General features: G+C 45.7%; 15 protein-coding genes and 2 pseudogenes. 4 read left to right on the forward strand and 13 right to left on the reverse strand.

Annotated elements, in window-relative coordinates; translation table 11 throughout:
- Positions 1–23 precede the first annotated feature (23 nt).
- From MON37_RS09045 to MON37_RS09075, 7 genes are all read right to left on the reverse strand, one after another.
- Entirely contained in the window at positions 24–305 is a 282-nt protein-coding gene (locus MON37_RS09045) for a hypothetical protein (RefSeq protein ID WP_082013583.1), read from the reverse strand.
- 156 nt (positions 306–461) lie between these two features.
- Complete coding sequence (coaE, locus tag MON37_RS09050) at positions 462–1,091, reverse strand: dephospho-CoA kinase (protein WP_039405473.1); 630 nt, start codon at positions 1,089–1,091, stop codon at positions 462–464.
- Position 1,092: 1 nt separating this feature from the next.
- On the reverse strand, positions 1,093–1,956 hold the full coding sequence (locus MON37_RS09055) for a prepilin peptidase (RefSeq protein ID WP_039405476.1): 864 nt from the start codon (positions 1,954–1,956) through the stop codon (positions 1,093–1,095).
- A gap of 1 nt (position 1,957) precedes the next feature.
- Positions 1,958–3,199: a type II secretion system F family protein gene (locus tag MON37_RS09060; protein ID WP_039405479.1), complete on the reverse strand. Its 1,242-nt coding sequence runs from the start codon at positions 3,197–3,199 to the stop codon at positions 1,958–1,960.
- Positions 3,200–3,270: 71 nt separating this feature from the next.
- Positions 3,271–4,950 carry a type IV-A pilus assembly ATPase PilB gene (pilB, locus tag MON37_RS09065; protein ID WP_039405482.1) on the reverse strand — a complete coding sequence of 560 codons (1,680 nt, stop codon included), beginning with the start codon at positions 4,948–4,950 and terminating at the stop codon, positions 3,271–3,273.
- Between the two features lie 279 nt (positions 4,951–5,229).
- Positions 5,230–5,697 (reverse strand): outer membrane protein assembly factor BamE, encoded by a 468-nt coding sequence (locus MON37_RS09070; RefSeq protein ID WP_039405485.1) that lies wholly within the window; start codon positions 5,695–5,697, stop codon positions 5,230–5,232.
- Between the two features lie 67 nt (positions 5,698–5,764).
- Positions 5,765–6,862 carry a YadA family autotransporter adhesin gene (locus MON37_RS09075; RefSeq protein WP_039405488.1) on the reverse strand — a complete coding sequence of 366 codons (1,098 nt, stop codon included), beginning with the start codon at positions 6,860–6,862 and terminating at the stop codon, positions 5,765–5,767.
- Between the two features lie 823 nt (positions 6,863–7,685).
- Here MON37_RS09075 and waaA point away from each other — a divergent pair.
- Positions 7,686–8,948 (forward strand): lipid IV(A) 3-deoxy-D-manno-octulosonic acid transferase, encoded by a 1,263-nt coding sequence (gene waaA, locus MON37_RS09080; protein WP_039405492.1) that lies wholly within the window; start codon positions 7,686–7,688, stop codon positions 8,946–8,948.
- A 23-nt stretch (positions 8,949–8,971) separates the two neighbouring features.
- Here the strand turns inward: waaA and MON37_RS12510 are convergent.
- Both MON37_RS12510 and MON37_RS09085 read right to left on the reverse strand, forming a co-directional pair.
- Positions 8,972–9,161, reverse strand: a pseudogene (locus MON37_RS12510) (IS5/IS1182 family transposase); the annotation flags it as partial.
- Positions 9,162–9,202: 41 nt separating this feature from the next.
- On the reverse strand, positions 9,203–9,424 hold the full coding sequence (locus MON37_RS09085) for a glycine zipper 2TM domain-containing protein (protein WP_003741122.1): 222 nt from the start codon (positions 9,422–9,424) through the stop codon (positions 9,203–9,205).
- 121 nt (positions 9,425–9,545) lie between these two features.
- Between MON37_RS09085 and MON37_RS12515 the strand changes: the two are divergent.
- Positions 9,546–9,659: pseudogene (locus tag MON37_RS12515) on the forward strand (IS5/IS1182 family transposase); the annotation flags it as partial.
- A gap of 109 nt (positions 9,660–9,768) precedes the next feature.
- Here MON37_RS12515 and aroG read toward each other — a convergent pair.
- Complete coding sequence (aroG, locus tag MON37_RS09095) at positions 9,769–10,818, reverse strand: 3-deoxy-7-phosphoheptulonate synthase AroG (RefSeq protein WP_039405498.1); 1,050 nt, start codon at positions 10,816–10,818, stop codon at positions 9,769–9,771.
- Positions 10,819–11,248: 430 nt separating this feature from the next.
- Here aroG and tsaD point away from each other — a divergent pair, with 430 nt between their 5' ends.
- Positions 11,249–12,310, forward strand: coding sequence for a tRNA (adenosine(37)-N6)-threonylcarbamoyltransferase complex transferase subunit TsaD (tsaD, locus tag MON37_RS09100; protein WP_039405501.1), 1,062 nt, complete (start codon positions 11,249–11,251; stop codon positions 12,308–12,310).
- 73 nt (positions 12,311–12,383) lie between these two features.
- Here the strand turns inward: tsaD and MON37_RS09105 are convergent, their stop codons facing one another.
- The 3 genes from MON37_RS09105 to grxC all read right to left on the reverse strand — a co-directional run bounded on the left by MON37_RS09105 (position 12,384) and on the right by grxC (position 14,186).
- Positions 12,384–13,304, reverse strand: a complete 921-nt coding sequence (locus MON37_RS09105; RefSeq protein ID WP_242883619.1) for a hypothetical protein — start codon at positions 13,302–13,304, stop codon at positions 12,384–12,386.
- 164 nt (positions 13,305–13,468) lie between these two features.
- Positions 13,469–13,903 carry a protein-export chaperone SecB gene (gene secB / locus MON37_RS09110; protein ID WP_003755109.1) on the reverse strand — a complete coding sequence of 145 codons (435 nt, stop codon included), beginning with the start codon at positions 13,901–13,903 and terminating at the stop codon, positions 13,469–13,471.
- Positions 13,904–13,928: 25 nt separating this feature from the next.
- Entirely contained in the window at positions 13,929–14,186 is a 258-nt protein-coding gene (gene grxC / locus MON37_RS09115; protein WP_003741129.1) for a glutaredoxin 3, read from the reverse strand.
- A gap of 487 nt (positions 14,187–14,673) precedes the next feature.
- On the opposite strand from grxC, the gene rng reads away from it, so the two are divergent.
- The gene (rng, locus tag MON37_RS09120) at positions 14,674–16,167 is read left to right on the forward strand and encodes a ribonuclease G (RefSeq protein ID WP_039405507.1); all 1,494 of its coding nucleotides are present in this window, start codon (positions 14,674–14,676) and stop codon (positions 16,165–16,167) included.
- Positions 16,168–16,411: the final 244 nt, after the last annotated feature.

Genomic DNA, 16,411 nt, shown 5'->3' on the forward strand with positions numbered 1-16,411 from the left:
AATCATTCTTTATTTTATGCTTGTTACGAAAAACCTTCTAAATGACGGCTAATTGCCTCTTCAATAGTTGGATACCAATCCATAAATGAAGACTGTAATTCCTCTAAAACCAACTCATTGAATAAATCATCTAAATTTCTCCAATCCATTGTTTCATTTGGATAGAGAAAATTTGCCATAACGACAGTATGTTTATTGTGGGAGTAATCTGATAGGGCGCAAACCATCAGATACTGCCCTGAATGCTCCAGATAAAAAATTCTTTTTTCTAAGGGAGGTCGATTATTTGGGTATCCATTTTCCATTGTTTAAACTTTTCGCCGTATTGGCTTCCGAGTTCTTAAAATTGAATTATCTGTTTTCCGTCAAGTAAGTCGTCTGAAAAACCAAACACAATTTCAGACGACCTTTTGATTGTTGGATTTCCAATATGCTTTGTCTGTTGATCGGGATATTTCACGTTAGGGCAATGATGTACCAAATTTTGAGTTGCCGGCATATCCCAGATAAAACCTATGCAAGCCCTGAATTTTCTTGGTCAATTCAGATAAAGTCCCTTCATTTTCTAAAACATCATCTGCATAGATCAGCCGCGTTTGGCGTTTGGCTTGTGTGTTCATAATGCGCTTGATCTCTTCTGTGTCCAAACCGCTTCTTTGCTGAACACGAAGAATTTGTGTTGCTTCAGAAACATCAATCACCAATACTCTATCAACAACCGCCAAAAAATCCGGATTTTCAATCAGCAAGGGGACATCGATAATGCCGTATGCTGCATCGGGATAACAGGTTTTTGCTGATTTGATTTCATTTAAAATCAAAGGTAGTAATACCTCTTCCAATTCTTTTTTGGCTTGAGGTCGTCTGAAAACAATATCTCTCAAAGCAGCACGGTTCAGACTGTTTTGAGTATGAAAAACCTTGTCACCAAAAAGACGACGGATAGCCGGTAATGCTATACCGTTATCCGCCGTCAGATTTCGACTCAGGACGTCGGCATCAATGTGCGGGACACCCAAATCAGAAAAGATTTTTGCTGCTTGAGATTTCCCGCTGCCGATACCGCCTGTCAAACCTATCCATAAAGTCATATTAAAACCCTGATTTGGTCAGCCACCAAGTGACGGCACGATGTACCGGCTCGTTAGCTACCAAAATAATCCAGCCGGCAATAGCCAAACTCGGACCGAAAGCAAAATATTGTCCTTTGGCAACCCGTCCGATAATCGCTCCAATCAGACCAATTAATGCTGCCATAAAGACCAATACAGGTAAAATGCCGCCCCCAAGCCATGCACCTAGTGCAGCCAGCAATTTAAAATCGCCGTTACCCATACCGATTTTTCCAGTCAAAAGCTTATAGATGAAACATAACAGCCATAAGCTCATATAGCCGAAAACTGCACCTAAAACGGCGGATTTCAATGGCACGAATGTGCCGTTCAAATTAAACAGCAAACCTAACCATATCAACGGCAGGGTCAGACTGTCAGGTAAATATTGAGTATCCGCATCGATAAAGGTCAATGCAATCAATATTGCAGTCAATATCAACCCACCGAATGCCGCCATCGTCCAGCCATATTGCCACGCCACTACGCCAAACAATATACCGGCCAATAATTCGATTAAGGGATAACGGATGCTGATGGGCGTTTTACACGAACCACATTTACCACCAAGCATCAGATAACTGATAATCGGAATATTTTGCCAAGCCTTTACCGGAGCATGACACTTGGGGCAGCGGGAATCCGGCTTCATCAAATTGAATGGTTGCTGCTCTTCTTCCGTTAATTCAAGTTGCAAATGCTCTTTCGCAAACTGAGTCCAGCCGCGTTCCATCATAACAGGAACGCGGTAAATGACGACATTAAGGAAACTTCCGATTAACAAACCAACAATGACAGATAAAGGAATAGCAAATGGCGCTAATGTATCCAAAGATTCCAGCATATTAACCTACTACGTTACCGAGGTTAAACAGCGGCAGATACATCGCCACGAGGATTGTACCGATAATGGAGCCCAAAACCACCATGATAATGGGTTCCATCAATGCAGATAATTGTGATACGGAGTTATCAACTTCATCCTCGTAAAACTCTGCAGCTTTATTCAGCATATCATCAAGGGAACCGGATTCTTCCCCAATAGCGGTCATTTGAATGACCATATTGGGGAACATATCCGTACTTTGCATGCTCGAAGTTAAAGAAAGACCTTGAGTAACTTTTGCACGAATATCTTGTGTTGCTTCTTCGTAAAGGATATTACCAGCTGCGCCGGCTACCGAATCTAAAACCTCTACTAAAGGGACACCTGCGGCAAACAAGGTGGAAGTCGTCCGAGCCCAACGTGCAATAGTTGCTTTACGAATGATGGGCCCAAAAATAGGCATACGTAAAACCATAGCATCTACACGCTTTTGGAATTCAGGAGATTTTTGATGCAGTTTATATATACCAAAACTGATACCAATTGCAGCAATAATCATAATCCAACCATGCTCAACAAACACGTCAGAAATATTCATGACTGTTTGTGTCATGCCTGGTAATTCAGCTCCCATATTTGAGTAAACCTCTTTAAATGCAGGCAGTACCCAGCGCATCATCACAAAAATCAATGCTATTGCAACAACAACAATAGAAATTGGGTACGTCAACGCAGTTTTCACTTTTTTCTTAATGGCTTGCGTTTTCTCTTTATATACAGCAAGTTTATCCAACAGGCTTTCCAAAACACCGCCAGCTTCGCCGGCCGCAATCAGATTGCAATAAAAACGGTCGAAATATTTTGGATATTTGGCAAATGATTTACCTAATGCACTACCTTGTTCCACATCTGCACGGACTTGCATCAACATTTCAGTCATGGATGGATTGGAGTGTCCGCGTGCGACAATTTCAAAAGCCTGCATTAAAGGCAGACCTGCTTTCATCATGGTGGCAAGTTGACGGGTAAAGACAGTGATGTCTTCCTGAGTAATACGACGCTTTTTGGTTGCCTTTACTTTACTGATACGTAAAGGGCGTATCCCGCGGCGTTGGAGCTTTTTACGCGCTTCTTCTTCGTCTTTGGCGACTACTTCGCCTCGGACTAATTGATCCGTATTGGTATTTTTACCTTCAAACGTAAAACGTTTGCCTTTGTTTTTTTGAGCGAATAAGCCTCTTTTTTGCTCTGCTTGAGCCATTTTGTTACCCCTTGGTTTAATGTTTAAGAATGAAGAAAACAAAAGTCCCCGTATTTCTTCGATTCAATGGTTTAATCGTTAGTGTGAGCAATAACTTCTTCTAATGAAGTCAAACCTTGCATAACTTTTAATAAGCCTGCACGGCGTAAATCGACCATGCCTTCTTTATAGGCCATGTTCATAATATCAACTTCCGTACCATTATTCATAATGACACGTTGCATTTCCTCGGTAATCGGCATTACTTCGTAGACACCGACACGGCCTTTAAAGCCTTTACCACGGCAACTATCGCAACCGACAGGACGGTAGAGTTTCCAATCCTTTGCTAAATCTTCATCTGTAAATCCTGCTTTTTTTAATGCGGGAACTGGAGGACGCTCAACCTCACGCTTACAGCTCGAACACAGACGACGCAATAGTCGTTGCGCCATAATTAAGCTGACGGAACTGGCAATGTTGAATGGGGCAACCCCCATGTTCAACATACGGGATAGGGTCGCAGGCGCGTTATTGGTATGCAACGTTGAAAACACCATATGTCCGGTTTGTGCCGCTTTGATGGCAATATCCGCGGTTTCCAAATCCCGAATCTCACCTACCATGATAATGTCAGGGTCTTGTCGTAAGAAAGATTTCAACGCCGCAGCAAAAGTCAAACCTTGTTTGTCATTGACGTTGACTTGGTTGATGCCGGGCAAATTAATCTCGGCCGGGTCTTCTGCGGTGGAAATATTGACGTCTTCTGTATTTAAAATATTCAAGCAAGTATAAAGTGATACGGTTTTACCGGAGCCTGTCGGACCTGTTACCAATACCATGCCATAAGGCCGATGAATGGCCTCAAGCAGCATTTCTTTTTGGAAGGGTTCAAATCCCAGTTGGTCAATATTTAAAGTTGCTGCATCAGAATTCAGAATACGCATTACCACTTTTTCGCCAAAAAGCGTAGGTAACGTACTTACACGAAAATCAATAGGGCGACCGTGTTTATGGAAAGCAATCTGAATACGACCATCTTGCGGTACGCGTTTTTCCGAAATGTCCAAACGCGCCATTACTTTGATGCGTGAAGCCAGCTGTCCGCGTACAGCAACAGGAGGTTGAACCACTTCCCTTAGCTGTCCATCTACACGAAAACGGACACGAGCCATTTGTTCATAAAATTCGAAATGTATATCGGATGCGCCTGCATTTAGTGCATCTGATAAAGTTTTGTGAATAAAGCGTGGAATAGGCCCATCTTCAGCCTCTTCGTTGTCAATATAAAGCGCCTGAGAGGGCTGAGCAGCTTCTTGTTCTTCACTAATTTCTTTTAAGATGGTGGTAGAACGTTGTCCTAACCACTCCAGCAAAGAACTCAACTGATCATCCGGGACAACTACTAAATCAACCGTCACTCCCGAAGCAAAAGCTATTTTTTGAAAACTTTGGATTTGAGTAGGATCTGAAACCGCCAAATATACCTTTCGGCCGCGACGAAAAATCGGAACGCAGCGATTTTGAACCATCTGCTCCTCAGTTAAGACATCCATAACAATATTGTTACGTGGATAATAATGCAAATCCAATAGCGGATAACTAAAAACTCGCGCAACCAACTCGCCCAAAGACCTTGGGCTGATAATCTTATCCGCAAAAAGCATGGGCAAGATTTCCTGCCCCGTTTTCAATATATTATTGTAATGCTCTGCCTGGGTATTGTTGATTGTCTGGCTTTGAACCAAAACTCGTAATAATCCGATACTCATTATTTGCTATCCGTTCCTTATTTTCTCTTTTTTGCAAAGAGTGTGCTTATTTTATCATTCATTATGCCTAAAACATATCAAGACGTTCTAATATTATTCAACTTTGCTTTTCATTGTGAAAAATATGACACAAACGTCCCTTACCAAATTTTAAGGAATTATTATAAAACAACCGCTGTCCATGCAGAATTCCATTACACTACTATTTAGAAAGGCAAAATAACAAAACCGAGTTTTGCAAAATAACAAAACTCGGTTTTAATTCATAAAATCAAACTATTACTGGCGGATACGTGCAGCAGGAGCAGGAGCCACTTCGCGAATAATCACTTCACGAACTACTTCAGGAGCAGGCTTTTTAGGACCGCAACCTTCTGGCAACCAGAAGAATGATTGGGCATTTTTGTCTTTGTCAAACAAAATCTTGTATTGACAAGTTTTATGCTCACCATTTTCACGGTAATTGAACAAATAATCCCACTCACGAACACCATATAAGCCTTCTTGGAAATGAGGACGACCAATCAATTCGTAAATTTGGTCTTTATTCATACCTGCTTCGATTTGACGGACATTATCCCAATTCGGCCAAGTACCATGCTGAGTACCATCATGACGGAAGGTAGTTTTAGCAGCATCAGGCCATACAGGGTTATCAGTAGTACCTTCTTTGCTGACTTTGCTTAAATTACCACAAGCAGCCAAAGTCAATGCCGCGATAACTGGCAAAATGATTGATAATTTCATGTTTTTTCCTTTATATCGATATCATTCTTCAACTGGGGTCGTCTGAACCGACCAACCCCTTCAGGCCTTACCATTGATAGCCTACGCTACCACCCCAGTTTACGTCTTTGCGTGTATTAACACTGACACCGGTTTTAACAGACCATTTGTTGTTATCTGAGTTATGAGCATAACCCACGGCAATAGCCTGTTCATTGCGATAGCCACCTACTGCAGCAGAAACCATGCTCTTACCTGCTTCATTCGGACGTTGCAAGAAGGCAATCGCAGTCGCACCGGCGATACCTGCACGCAAATCCTTATCCATATCATTCAAGCGGTTACCAATACCATTAACTTGATTTTGTAAATTGGTGATTGCAGTAGAGTTACCTTGCGAACGTGCAGCAACTTGATACAATTGACTACCGTTAATAGCATCAGTACTGGTTGCACTAATACGACCAGCAGCAACATTAGTGATAGTACGCTCACCACCCGCATAGCCAACACTAACGGTAGAACGAGGATTAGTACCTGCAAAACCGCCATAAGATACGCCGTTTACGGTTGCGCTATTAGTACCGACTGCCTCAGCAGTTTCAGAACCTGCACCCAAAGCAACGGAACCTGCATGAGAAGCTGTCGCACGAGAGCCAATAGCCACTGCCGAATTAGCAGAAGCTTTAGACTGCAAGCCATAAGCAACACTTGATTGACCTGACGCAGAAGATGCTGCACCTGTAGCAGTAGAATACATTGCAGAAGCTACAGAACCAGTACCCAAAGCAGTTGCGCCTTGGGCAGTTGCACGAGCTTTTTGACCTGCGGCAGTCGTTACATTACCAACTGCTTGCGCACCTTGACCAAAGGCCGTAGCGGCAATACCGTCTGCATTAGATAGAGTACCAACAGCGGTAGCAGACTCACCCGCAGAAGTGGTGCTGGTACCGATAGCGATACCGCTATGACCTGTTGCCTTTGTATTTACACCGATAGCCATACCAAAACGATCAGTAGCGCCATCGTTGTTGTAGTTAGGACGTTGAACACCAGCATCACTACTGATACTAATGTAATTTTCAGCTGAAGCAGCAGATGCTGCAAACAAACCGAAAGCGGCAAACGATACGGACATTGCCGTATTGAGCGCGGTAAAACGATTCATGTGTGCTTTGTGTTTCATATTTTATCTCCCTGATAAAAACACATAATGATAGTTATCGAAAAGATCGAACCAAAGATAATATATGTTTTGCATATTATGATTGACAAATATTTGCCGCTTATCTAATATACATACCACTTATCCAATACTTACAAAAAAATGTACCCGATTCAATCCATCTAAAACAAATAAATAAGTACAATCAAGATAATGGATTGACTTACAATCCAATCAATCTATACATGATTGTATTATATTGGACCACCTGTCTTCTCATTTATTATTTTTTTTTATCATGGCTTAACACGTTCTCTATATTATTAATTATTAACCGTATTGTTTGTCATGAATATATAACTCAAAATATATTAACAACTGGAACAAATAGAAAAATATATAACACTCTGCAATTTTATGTCTAATTTTTATATAAAAAGCAATTTAAATTTAAAATAAACTAAAAATTTACCAATAAATTTTTTAGAGGCTATTTTTATCTACAAGAATGTTTTCCATACATATATCCACAAATTCCCATCTCTTACCTCTATACCCCAACTTTCACGCATCTTTCTACAACTGAAACATGTTAAAAAAGTGTTGTATTTAGACAAAAATCATCTATCCTCATAGATGATGATCTTTCTAATTTCGTCAATCTTATCTAACAACACCTATTTCCCACTCACTCCAAAATTAAGTATTTCAAAATCACTGGCCTCCCTATTCAGCTATTCTCATTAGCTTTGGATCTGCTCATCTCGTCCCGTTTTAGATTGAATCGTCTATAATCCCCTCCTGATACCTTTTTTATACGCCCATCACATCTTGGAATATCATTATGATACGTTGGTTATACAATCAACTTTGGCATATCGCTCCTTTGTTTATCCGCCGTTATCTAAAAAAGAGAGCTAAAAAATCAACATCCTATTTGGAACACTGGGATGAAAGATTCGGCAAAAAAATGAGCAAGCCCGTGCGTCATCCGATTTGGATTCACGCCGTTTCTGTCGGGGAAACCCGTGCTGCGCAGCCACTCATCGAAGCATTACAGAACTATTTCCCAGATGTCCCTTTATTACTGACTCAAATGACACCGACCGGAAGGCATACGGCGCAAACCCTATATCCCAATGCGCAATGCCGCTATATTCCCTACGACAAACCAGAATGGGTTGGGCAATTTTTAACCGACCATGTCCCTCGTTTCGGTATTTTGATGGAAACAGAAATTTGGCCGAACCTGATGCATATGTGTGCTGAAAAACAGGTGCCGCTTTTTCTTGCTAACGCCCGCCTGTCTGAAAAATCGCAACGGGGATATTTGAAAATACGCGGCTTGGTTGAGCCTGCTATGCGCACCCTGAGCGGATGCTTTGCCCAAACTGCCGAAGATGCAGAACGGTTGCACTTGATTGGGGCTTCTAATGTCCACGTTTGCGGCAACACCAAATATGATGTATCGCTTCCCGAAGGGATGAAAGCACTTGCAGCCGCATTTAAAGAACGGATCGGCAACCGCCCTGTCGTCGTGTGTGCCAGCATCCGTTTCTATAAAGGTCAGGACGAAGCGGAAATGTTGCTTGAAGCATGGAAACGCTATAAAGGGGATGCACTGCTGGTGATTATCCCTCGACACCCCGAGCGTTTTCAGACGACCTTTTCCCTTGCAGAAGATATGGGCTACCGTGTGCAATATCGCAGTGATAACCTTCCTGTCAACAAAGAAACGCAAATATGGGTCGGAGACAGCATGGGAGAACTGTTTGCCTATTATTTGGCTGCGGATATTGCCTTCGTCGGCGGCAGTCTTGTGGATGCGGGCTGTCAGAATGTTATCGAACCGATTTCCTGCGGCATACCGACCTTATTCGGTTGTTCAACCTACAATTTCTCCGCTGTATGCCAAGATGCCATCCATGCAGGGGCGGCAGAGCAGGTTGGTTCTGCTGAAAGATGGTATGAAAAAACCACATCATGGCTTGCCAATCCATCGGAAAAAGAACGTTTCTCCCAAAAAGCCCTTGAGTTTATTGGCAAGCACCAAGGAGCAAGCAAACGCATGGCGGATCAAATCGCCAAAGCAGTCATCCGCCAATAAATCATCCATCCCACTTATTACTATAGTGGATTAACTTTAAACCAGTACGGCGTTACCTCGCCTTGCCGTACTATCTGTACTGTCTGCGGCTTCGTCGCCTTGTCCTGATTTAAATTTAATCCACTATAAAAGGTCGTCTGAAACACGATGCCCTCGTTTCAGACGACCTTTTCTCATGGCCACCCCATCAAACAAAAACCGTTCCGACAAATGAAACGATCGGAACGGTTTGCATAATGATATTAATGAACTACTTAACGATAGCGATGTCCGTGATGAACTTGGCTGCCGATAACGCCGCCCAATGCTGCACCACCCAAAGTAGATCCGGTATCGCCGCCAATCAGGTTACCTGCTACACCACCCAATACTGCGCCGGTAGCGGTATTGCGTTGGGTTTGGTTCATACCTGCACATGCGCTCAAAGAAGCAGCGATAGCAATCAAGGTAACGGTTTTAGTCAAAGCCTTTTTCATGTTGTATTCTCCATCAGTGGGTTAAACAATACGCAGGCAGTATCTCACAAGGTTTCATTAATATGTCTTCTGATAAGTAAAGACTGTTTAAACTACGATAATTTACCCGGAGACTACCCTGAAGCCCTTGTATAGTGGATTAAATTTAAATCAGGACAAGGCGACGAAGCCGCAGACAGTACAAATAGTACGGCAAGGCGAGGCAACGCCGTACTGGTTTAAATTTAATCCACTATAAATAAACAATTTATACAAAACAAAAACAAAAGGTCATCTGAAAAACTGTCTGTTTTTGTTCACACACAGTCTTTTCAGACGACCTCTTTTTTGCCGTTCAAACCGGCTTAAGGCGCGACCCGTTTACGGTTTGCCGCAGCCAAAAGCGCGAGCATTTCTTCGGTGGTATCCCAGCCGATGCAGGCATCGGTAATGCTTTGCCCGTAAACCTCAGGCTTGTCCTGTCTGCCTTCGACTAAATGACTTTCCACCATCACGCCCATAATGTTGTCTTCGCCGTTTTCCAGTTGCGCGGCAACGTCTTGGGCAACTTCCATCTGCCGTCTGTAATCTTTACGGCTGTTTGCGTGGCTGCAATCGACCATCAGCTTGGGCGACAAGCCGGCTTTTATCAATTGCTCCGCCGCCGATTTGACGTGTTCGGTGCTGTAATTCGGTTCTTTACCGCCGCGCAGGATAACGTGGCAGTCGGGATTGCCGCCGGTATGCACAATGGCGGAATGCCCCGCTTTGGTTACAGACAGGAAGTGATGCGGATGACTTGCCGCGCCAATCGCGTCGATGGCGATTTTCAGATTACCGTCCGTACCGTTTTTGAAACCGACCGGACAAGACAGGCCGCTGGCGAGTTCGCGGTGTACCTGGCTCTCCGTCGTCCGCGCACCGATCGCGCCCCAAGAAATCAAGTCCGCGTAATATTGCGGCGTAATCATGTCGAGGAACTCCGTCGAAGCGGGCATGCCCATATTGTTCAGCGTCAGCAGCAAGCTGCGTGCCTGACGCAGGCCGTAGTTGATGTCGAACGTGCCGTCCAAGTGCGGGTCGTTAATCAGACCTTTCCAGCCCACCGTCGTACGCGGTTTTTCAAAATACACGCGCATCACAATCAGCAATTCTTTTTCATATTTCTTGCGCAACACCAGCAAACGTTCGGCGTATTCCAATGCGGCTTTGGGGTCATGGATGGAACACGGACCGATAATCACCAGCAGGCGGTTGTCCTTGCCGTGAACCAAATCGGCGATTTCATGCCGCGTGCGGTGTACCAGCCCCGCCGCTTCCTCGGAAATCGGCAGTTCGTACAAATGGGCAATCGGCGGCAGCAGCTCTTTGACTTCTCTAATCTTAATATCGTCGGTAGGGTATTGTTTGGTCATTTTTATTGCTTTCAAATTCAGATAAATTAAGGCATAGATTACCTTCTTTACCTGTTTTAAACAAGACTTTTTCCAATTATTCAGCAATTTTATTTCAAAAAAATATTTTTTTTGTATTTTAAAGCATTAAAAATCATAAAATATAAAAATATAAGCAACAATATTTCTATTAATTAAATTCAAAAATCAAAATAGCCGACAACCCTTCGACTCAACGTACAGCCCATATACCTAATACAATTAAATTTGAACAACAAAAGCTCAGACAATAAAAATGCTCGGTATAACCGGATAGCAAACCCAACTCCGTATCATATATATATATATATGATATAGCCTCTACCACTGCATATTCCCTAACCGCAAGCAAGCCAAGCCCACCTGAAATCCGTTAAAATACCGCATCCTTATTTTCAGACGACCTCAAACCATGTTGGTACTCGGAATCGAATCATCCTGCGATGAAACAGGCGTTGCGCTGTATGACACCGAACGCGGCCTGTTGGCGCACCATCTTCACACCCAAATGGCGATGCACGCCGAATACGGCGGCGTTGTCCCCGAACTTGCCAGCCGCGACCATATCCGCCGCGTCGTGCCGCTGACGCAGGGCTGTTTGCAGGAAGCGGGCGTTTCCTATGACGACATCGATGCCGTCGCCTACACCCAAGGGCCGGGTTTGGGCGGCGCGCTTCTGGCGGGTTCGGGCTATGCCAACGCCTTGGCGTTTGCCTTGAACAAACCCGTCATTCCCGTCCACCATCTCGAAGGCCATTTGCTCTCCCCGCTTTTGGCGGACGACAAACCCGAATTTCCGTTCGTCGCCCTGCTGGTTTCGGGCGGGCATACGCAGTTTATGGCGGTGCGCGGCATCGGCGACTACACGCTGCTGGGCGAAAGCGTCGATGACGCGGCAGGCGAGGCGTTCGACAAAACCGCCAAACTCTTAGGTTTGCCGTATCCCGGCGGCGCGAAGTTGTCCGAACTGGCGAAGCTGGGCAACCCCGATGCCTTCTCGTTCCCGCGCCCCATGCTCCATTCGCACGATTTACAGATGAGCTTCTCCGGTTTGAAAACCGCCGTGCTGACCGCCGTCGAAAAAGTCCGCGCCGAAAACGGCGGCGAAATTCCCGAGCAAACGCGCAACGACATCTGCCGCGCGTTTCAAGACGCGGTGATTGACGTCCTCGCCGCCAAAGCCAAAAAAGCCTTGTTGGATACCGGTTTCAGAACTTTGGTCGTCGCGGGCGGCGTCGGTGCAAACTGGAAGCTGCGCGACGAATTTTCCCGCTTGAGCGTCAAAAAGCCGTCTGAAAAAGGCAAACCCAAACCTAAGGAAGAAAAAATCAAAGTCTGCTTCCCACCCATGGAATACTGCACCGACAACGGCGCGATGATTGCCTTCGCCGGCGCGATGAGGTTGCAGGAGCGGCAGCCCGCCGGTGCGTTCAACGTCAAACCGCGCTGGCCGCTGTCGGAAATTGTGAAATAGTGTGCGGCAAAGAAAAAAGGTCGTCTGAAAACTTGGATTGGGGTTTTCAGACGACTTTTTTAGAGTATCTCTATTACTCGGTATTTTTTTGTCCTTGCGGCAACTCCTGTTTTTCAACTGTCCACTGACTTTCTGCCGTCTCCTGCTCTTTGAATACATCCTGTCCTCCTTGTTCTTTAAATATTTCCTGTACGTTTAACAACTCTGGTTCTCCACCTGATTTCCGTTGCAGCAATAACTCCTGCTTACGCAAAGATTCTTGCTCTTTCAATAATTCCTGCTGACGTAAAGACTCCTGCTCTTTCAACAATTCCTGTCGGCGTAAAAGTTCTTGTTCCTTCAACAACTCCTGCCTACGCAAAGACTCCTGCTCTTTCAGCAATTCCTGTTGGCGTAAAAGTTCTTGCTCCTTTAATAACTTCTGCCTACGCAAAGACTCCTGCTCTTTCAGCAATTCCTGTTGGCGTAAAAGTTCTTGTTCCTTCAACAACTCCTGCTTACGCAAAGACTCTTGTTCCTTCAGTAATTTTTGTTGATCCAAAAATTGTCGCTCTTGAGGTTGTTCCTGACCTTCAATCTGTTTACTTTCTTGCTGCCGCTTAAATATTTCACCTTTTTTATATACTTGCCCTTTTCCATATGGCCGATAATATTCAACCAGATCACCATTCCATCTGACGAAATAACCCCTGTCTTGTTCATATTTCGGACAAGGCGTATACCAAGAATTATCTCCTTCCGAACAGTAACTCAAATACAGTTTTCCACCTTTTTTCACATACCCCTTCACCTTACCGCTGCCACCGGGACCGTCTGAACGCCCTTCATACCACTCACCCGTAATTATATATTTTGGTGATTGTTTGATATTAAAATATTTACCATAAACACCACCTGGAATATTCTTTACATACCCCCAACTACCTGTAAAATCAGCAGATATTGCATTACCTATGAGCAAAGCAGCATATACCCCAAAAATATATTTTTTCATCGTAACCTTTTTATTTAATAAATAATAAACGTTTTGAATTTTATGACGTTACAGATTTCATGTCTATGCCATTGAGGATGAAATTCGGTAGCCATTCTTCAGAATTATAAAAAAGGTCGTCTGAAACATTTTCAGACGACCTTTTGACAAACAGGGAACGCGGATTATGCGTTGCCTTCTTGTTGTTGCTGGTACATGGCTTCGAAGTTGATCGGAGCAAGCAGTACGGGAGGGAAGCCGGCGCGGGTTACGCTGGTGGAAATGGCTTCGCGTGCGTAAGGGAAGAGGATGTTCGGGCAGGCTACGCCTAAGAGCAGTTGAACGTCTTCTTCAGGGATGTTTTCCAGACGGAAGATGCCGCTTTGGGTTACTTCGTTGAGGAACATGGTGCGTTCGGCGTTGAGTTTGGCGGTTACGGTAACGGTTACGTCAACGTTGTAGTAGCCGTCTTCCAGCTTCTCGCTGTTGGTGGAAACGCGCATATCGACTTCAGGCTCGCCTTGTTCCAAAAAGATTTGGGGGGCGTTGGGCACTTCCAAAGACAGGTCTTTGACGAACAGGCGTTCGATGCTGAATACGGGTTGCAATTCTTCGCTCATTTTGTTTTCCTAGTTGGGTTTAAAGTTACGGGTTTAATAAAGAATCCAGCCTGCCTTCGCGGTGCAGGCCGTACAAATCGGTGAAGCCGCCGACGTGGGTATCGCCGATGAAAATTTGCGGTATGCTGCGCTGCCCTGAAAGCTGCTGCATCTCGGCAAAGGCTTCGGGGCTGCGGTCGACGCGGATTTCGTTGATTTCGGCGACGCCCAGCGAATGCAGCAGCTTTTTGGCCATGGTGCAGTAGGGGCAGAACGCGCCTGTGTACATCGTAACGGTTTGCATGATTGTTTTCAGAGTTCTAATGGGGTTCACTATATGGGCATATGGTTTATTTTACAATACTTGAAATTGGCTATTTTGCCTGAATCTTTGTTTTCGGGGCGTGAGGGCTGCCTGCCGCCCATGTGCCAAAACGCCGTTTTTAAAGTATGATAAACGGCAATCCGAACCGCTTTTGCCATTTATAGTGGATTAACAAAAATCAGGACAAGGCGACGAAGCCGCAGACAGTACAGATAGTACGGAACCGATTCACTTGGTGCTTCAGCACCTTAGAGAATCGTTCTCTTTGAGCTAAGGCGAGGCAACGCCGTACTGGTTTAAAGTTAATCCACTATATTTTCCACAAAACCGATGGCAAGCGGATGGTAGATTAAATTTGAGTCAGAACAGCAACACAATCAGCCGATCATTTTTCAGGTTTGGGCAACATCAGTCTGGTTCAAATTTAATCTACTATATTTCTTATTAAAAATCAGGAACTAAAACCATGCTTTCAGGAATCCCCATCCCGAAGGACGCCGTCCGTCCGCCCGAAACCGTGCTCGTCAACATTACGCCGCAGGAAACACGCGTGGCAGTGTTGGAAGAAAACAATATCTGCGAGCTGCACATCGAACGCAACAGCGGCCACAGTCTGGTCGGCAATATTTATCTGGGCGTGGTGCGCCGCGTGCTGCCCGGCATGCAGAGTGCGTTCATCGACATCGGTTTGGAACGCGCGGCGTTTCTGCACATCGTTGATGTCCTCGAACAACGCCGTAACCCCGAAGAAACCCAACGTATCGAGCATATGCTGTTTGAAGGGCAGTCGGTTTTGGTGCAGGTCATCAAAGACCCGATTAACACCAAAGGCGCGCGTCTTTCCACTCAAATTTCGTTAGCGGGGCGTTTCCTCGTCCACCTTCCGCAGGAAGACCACATCGGCATTTCCCAGCGCATCGAAGACGATGCCGAACGCAACAGCCTGCGCGAACGCCTGACTAATCTATTGCCCGAAGACGCGTGCCACGGCTACATCATCCGCACCAACGCCGAAAACGCCACCGACGAGCAGCTTCTGTCCGACATCCACTACCTGACCAAAGTGTGGGAACACATTCAAGAACAAGCGAAAACTCAGCCGCCGGAAACCCTGCTGTATCAGGATTTGCCTTTGAGCCTGCGCGTGTTGCGCGACATGTTCAGCCTCGACACGCAGAAAATCCTCGTCGATTCAACCGAAAACCACCGCCGCATGACCCGTTTCGCCGAGCAATACGTCCACGGCGCATTGGGCAAGATAGAGCTGTTCAAAGGCGAACGCCCGCTGTTTGAAACCCACAACGTCGAACAGGAAATCAGCCGCGCCCTGCAACCGCGCGTCAACCTCAACTTCGGCAGCTACCTGATTATCGAGTCCACCGAAGCCATGACCACGATAGACGTGAACACCGGCGGCTTCGTCGGCGCGCGCAACTTCGACGAAACCATCTTCCGCACCAACCTCGAAGCCTGCCACACCATCGCCCGCGAATTAAGGCTGCGCAACCTCGGCGGCATCATCATCATCGACTTCATCGACATGGCGCAGGAAGCGCACCGCGAAGCCGTGTTGCAAGAGCTTGCCAAAGCCCTCGCCTTCGACCGCACCCGCGTTACCCTCAACGGTTTCACCAGCTTGGGTTTGGTCGAGCTGACCCGCAAACGTTCGCGCGAAAACCTCAGCCAAATCCTCTGCGAACCCTGCCCGTCCTGCCAAGGCAGGGGTCGTCTGAAAACGCCGCAGACCATCTGCTACGAAATCCAGCGCGAAATCGTCCGCGAAGCCCGCCGTTACGACGTGCAGTCCTTCCGCATCCTCGCCGCGCCCAACGTCATCGACCTCTTCCTCGACGAAGAGTCGCAATCGCTGGCGATGCTCATCGACTTTATCGGCAAACCGATTTCGCTGGCAGTCGAAACCGCCTACACGCAGGAACAATACGATATTGTGTTGCTGTAAAGACAAAAGGTCGTCTGAAAACGGAATCGGGGTTTTCAGACGACCTTTTGGCAAAATCGGCAGACCATTCAAACGCAGTATTCCTTTAGAAGAAAATGTCCACCATACCCGGCAGAACCCACGCCGAAGGAAACCCAATCAAGTACGGAAAAGCAACAAAAGGTCGTCTGAAAACCAGCCGCCCCTTTCAGACGACCTCCCGCTAAACCCCTCCTAATTTTCCCCTGCTATCCTTCCCGCTGAT

Source organism: Morococcus cerebrosus, assembly GCF_022749515.1.
Taxonomy (GTDB): domain Bacteria; phylum Pseudomonadota; class Gammaproteobacteria; order Burkholderiales; family Neisseriaceae; genus Neisseria; species Neisseria cerebrosa.

What these genes read in the sequence shown, in the direction of transcription:
- MON37_RS09045 (WP_082013583.1), bottom strand. Translation starts at nt 305, where the DNA reads ATGGAAAATGGATACCCAAATAATCGACCTCCCTTAGAAAAAAGAATT.
- secB (WP_003755109.1), bottom strand. Translation starts at nt 13,903, where the DNA reads ATGAGCGAAGAATTGCAACCCGTATTCAGCATCGAACGCCTGTTCGTC.
- MON37_RS09085 (WP_003741122.1), bottom strand. Translation starts at nt 9,424, where the DNA reads ATGAAAAAGGCTTTGACTAAAACCGTTACCTTGATTGCTATCGCTGCT.
- MON37_RS09055 (WP_039405476.1), bottom strand. Translation starts at nt 1,956, where the DNA reads ATGCTGGAATCTTTGGATACATTAGCGCCATTTGCTATTCCTTTATCT.
- pilB (WP_039405482.1), bottom strand. Translation starts at nt 4,950, where the DNA reads ATGAGTATCGGATTATTACGAGTTTTGGTTCAAAGCCAGACAATCAAC.
- MON37_RS09060 (WP_039405479.1), bottom strand. Translation starts at nt 3,199, where the DNA reads ATGGCTCAAGCAGAGCAAAAAAGAGGCTTATTCGCTCAAAAAAACAAA.
- coaE (WP_039405473.1), bottom strand. Translation starts at nt 1,091, where the DNA reads ATGACTTTATGGATAGGTTTGACAGGCGGTATCGGCAGCGGGAAATCT.
- MON37_RS09070 (WP_039405485.1), bottom strand. Translation starts at nt 5,697, where the DNA reads ATGAAATTATCAATCATTTTGCCAGTTATCGCGGCATTGACTTTGGCT.
- tsaD (WP_039405501.1), top strand. Translation starts at nt 11,249, where the DNA reads ATGTTGGTACTCGGAATCGAATCATCCTGCGATGAAACAGGCGTTGCG.
- waaA (WP_039405492.1), top strand. Translation starts at nt 7,686, where the DNA reads ATGATACGTTGGTTATACAATCAACTTTGGCATATCGCTCCTTTGTTT.
- MON37_RS09105 (WP_242883619.1), bottom strand. Translation starts at nt 13,304, where the DNA reads ATGAAAAAATATATTTTTGGGGTATATGCTGCTTTGCTCATAGGTAAT.
- MON37_RS09075 (WP_039405488.1), bottom strand. Translation starts at nt 6,862, where the DNA reads ATGAAACACAAAGCACACATGAATCGTTTTACCGCGCTCAATACGGCA.
- rng (WP_039405507.1), top strand. Translation starts at nt 14,674, where the DNA reads ATGCTTTCAGGAATCCCCATCCCGAAGGACGCCGTCCGTCCGCCCGAA.
- aroG (WP_039405498.1), bottom strand. Translation starts at nt 10,818, where the DNA reads ATGACCAAACAATACCCTACCGACGATATTAAGATTAGAGAAGTCAAA.
- grxC (WP_003741129.1), bottom strand. Translation starts at nt 14,186, where the DNA reads ATGCAAACCGTTACGATGTACACAGGCGCGTTCTGCCCCTACTGCACC.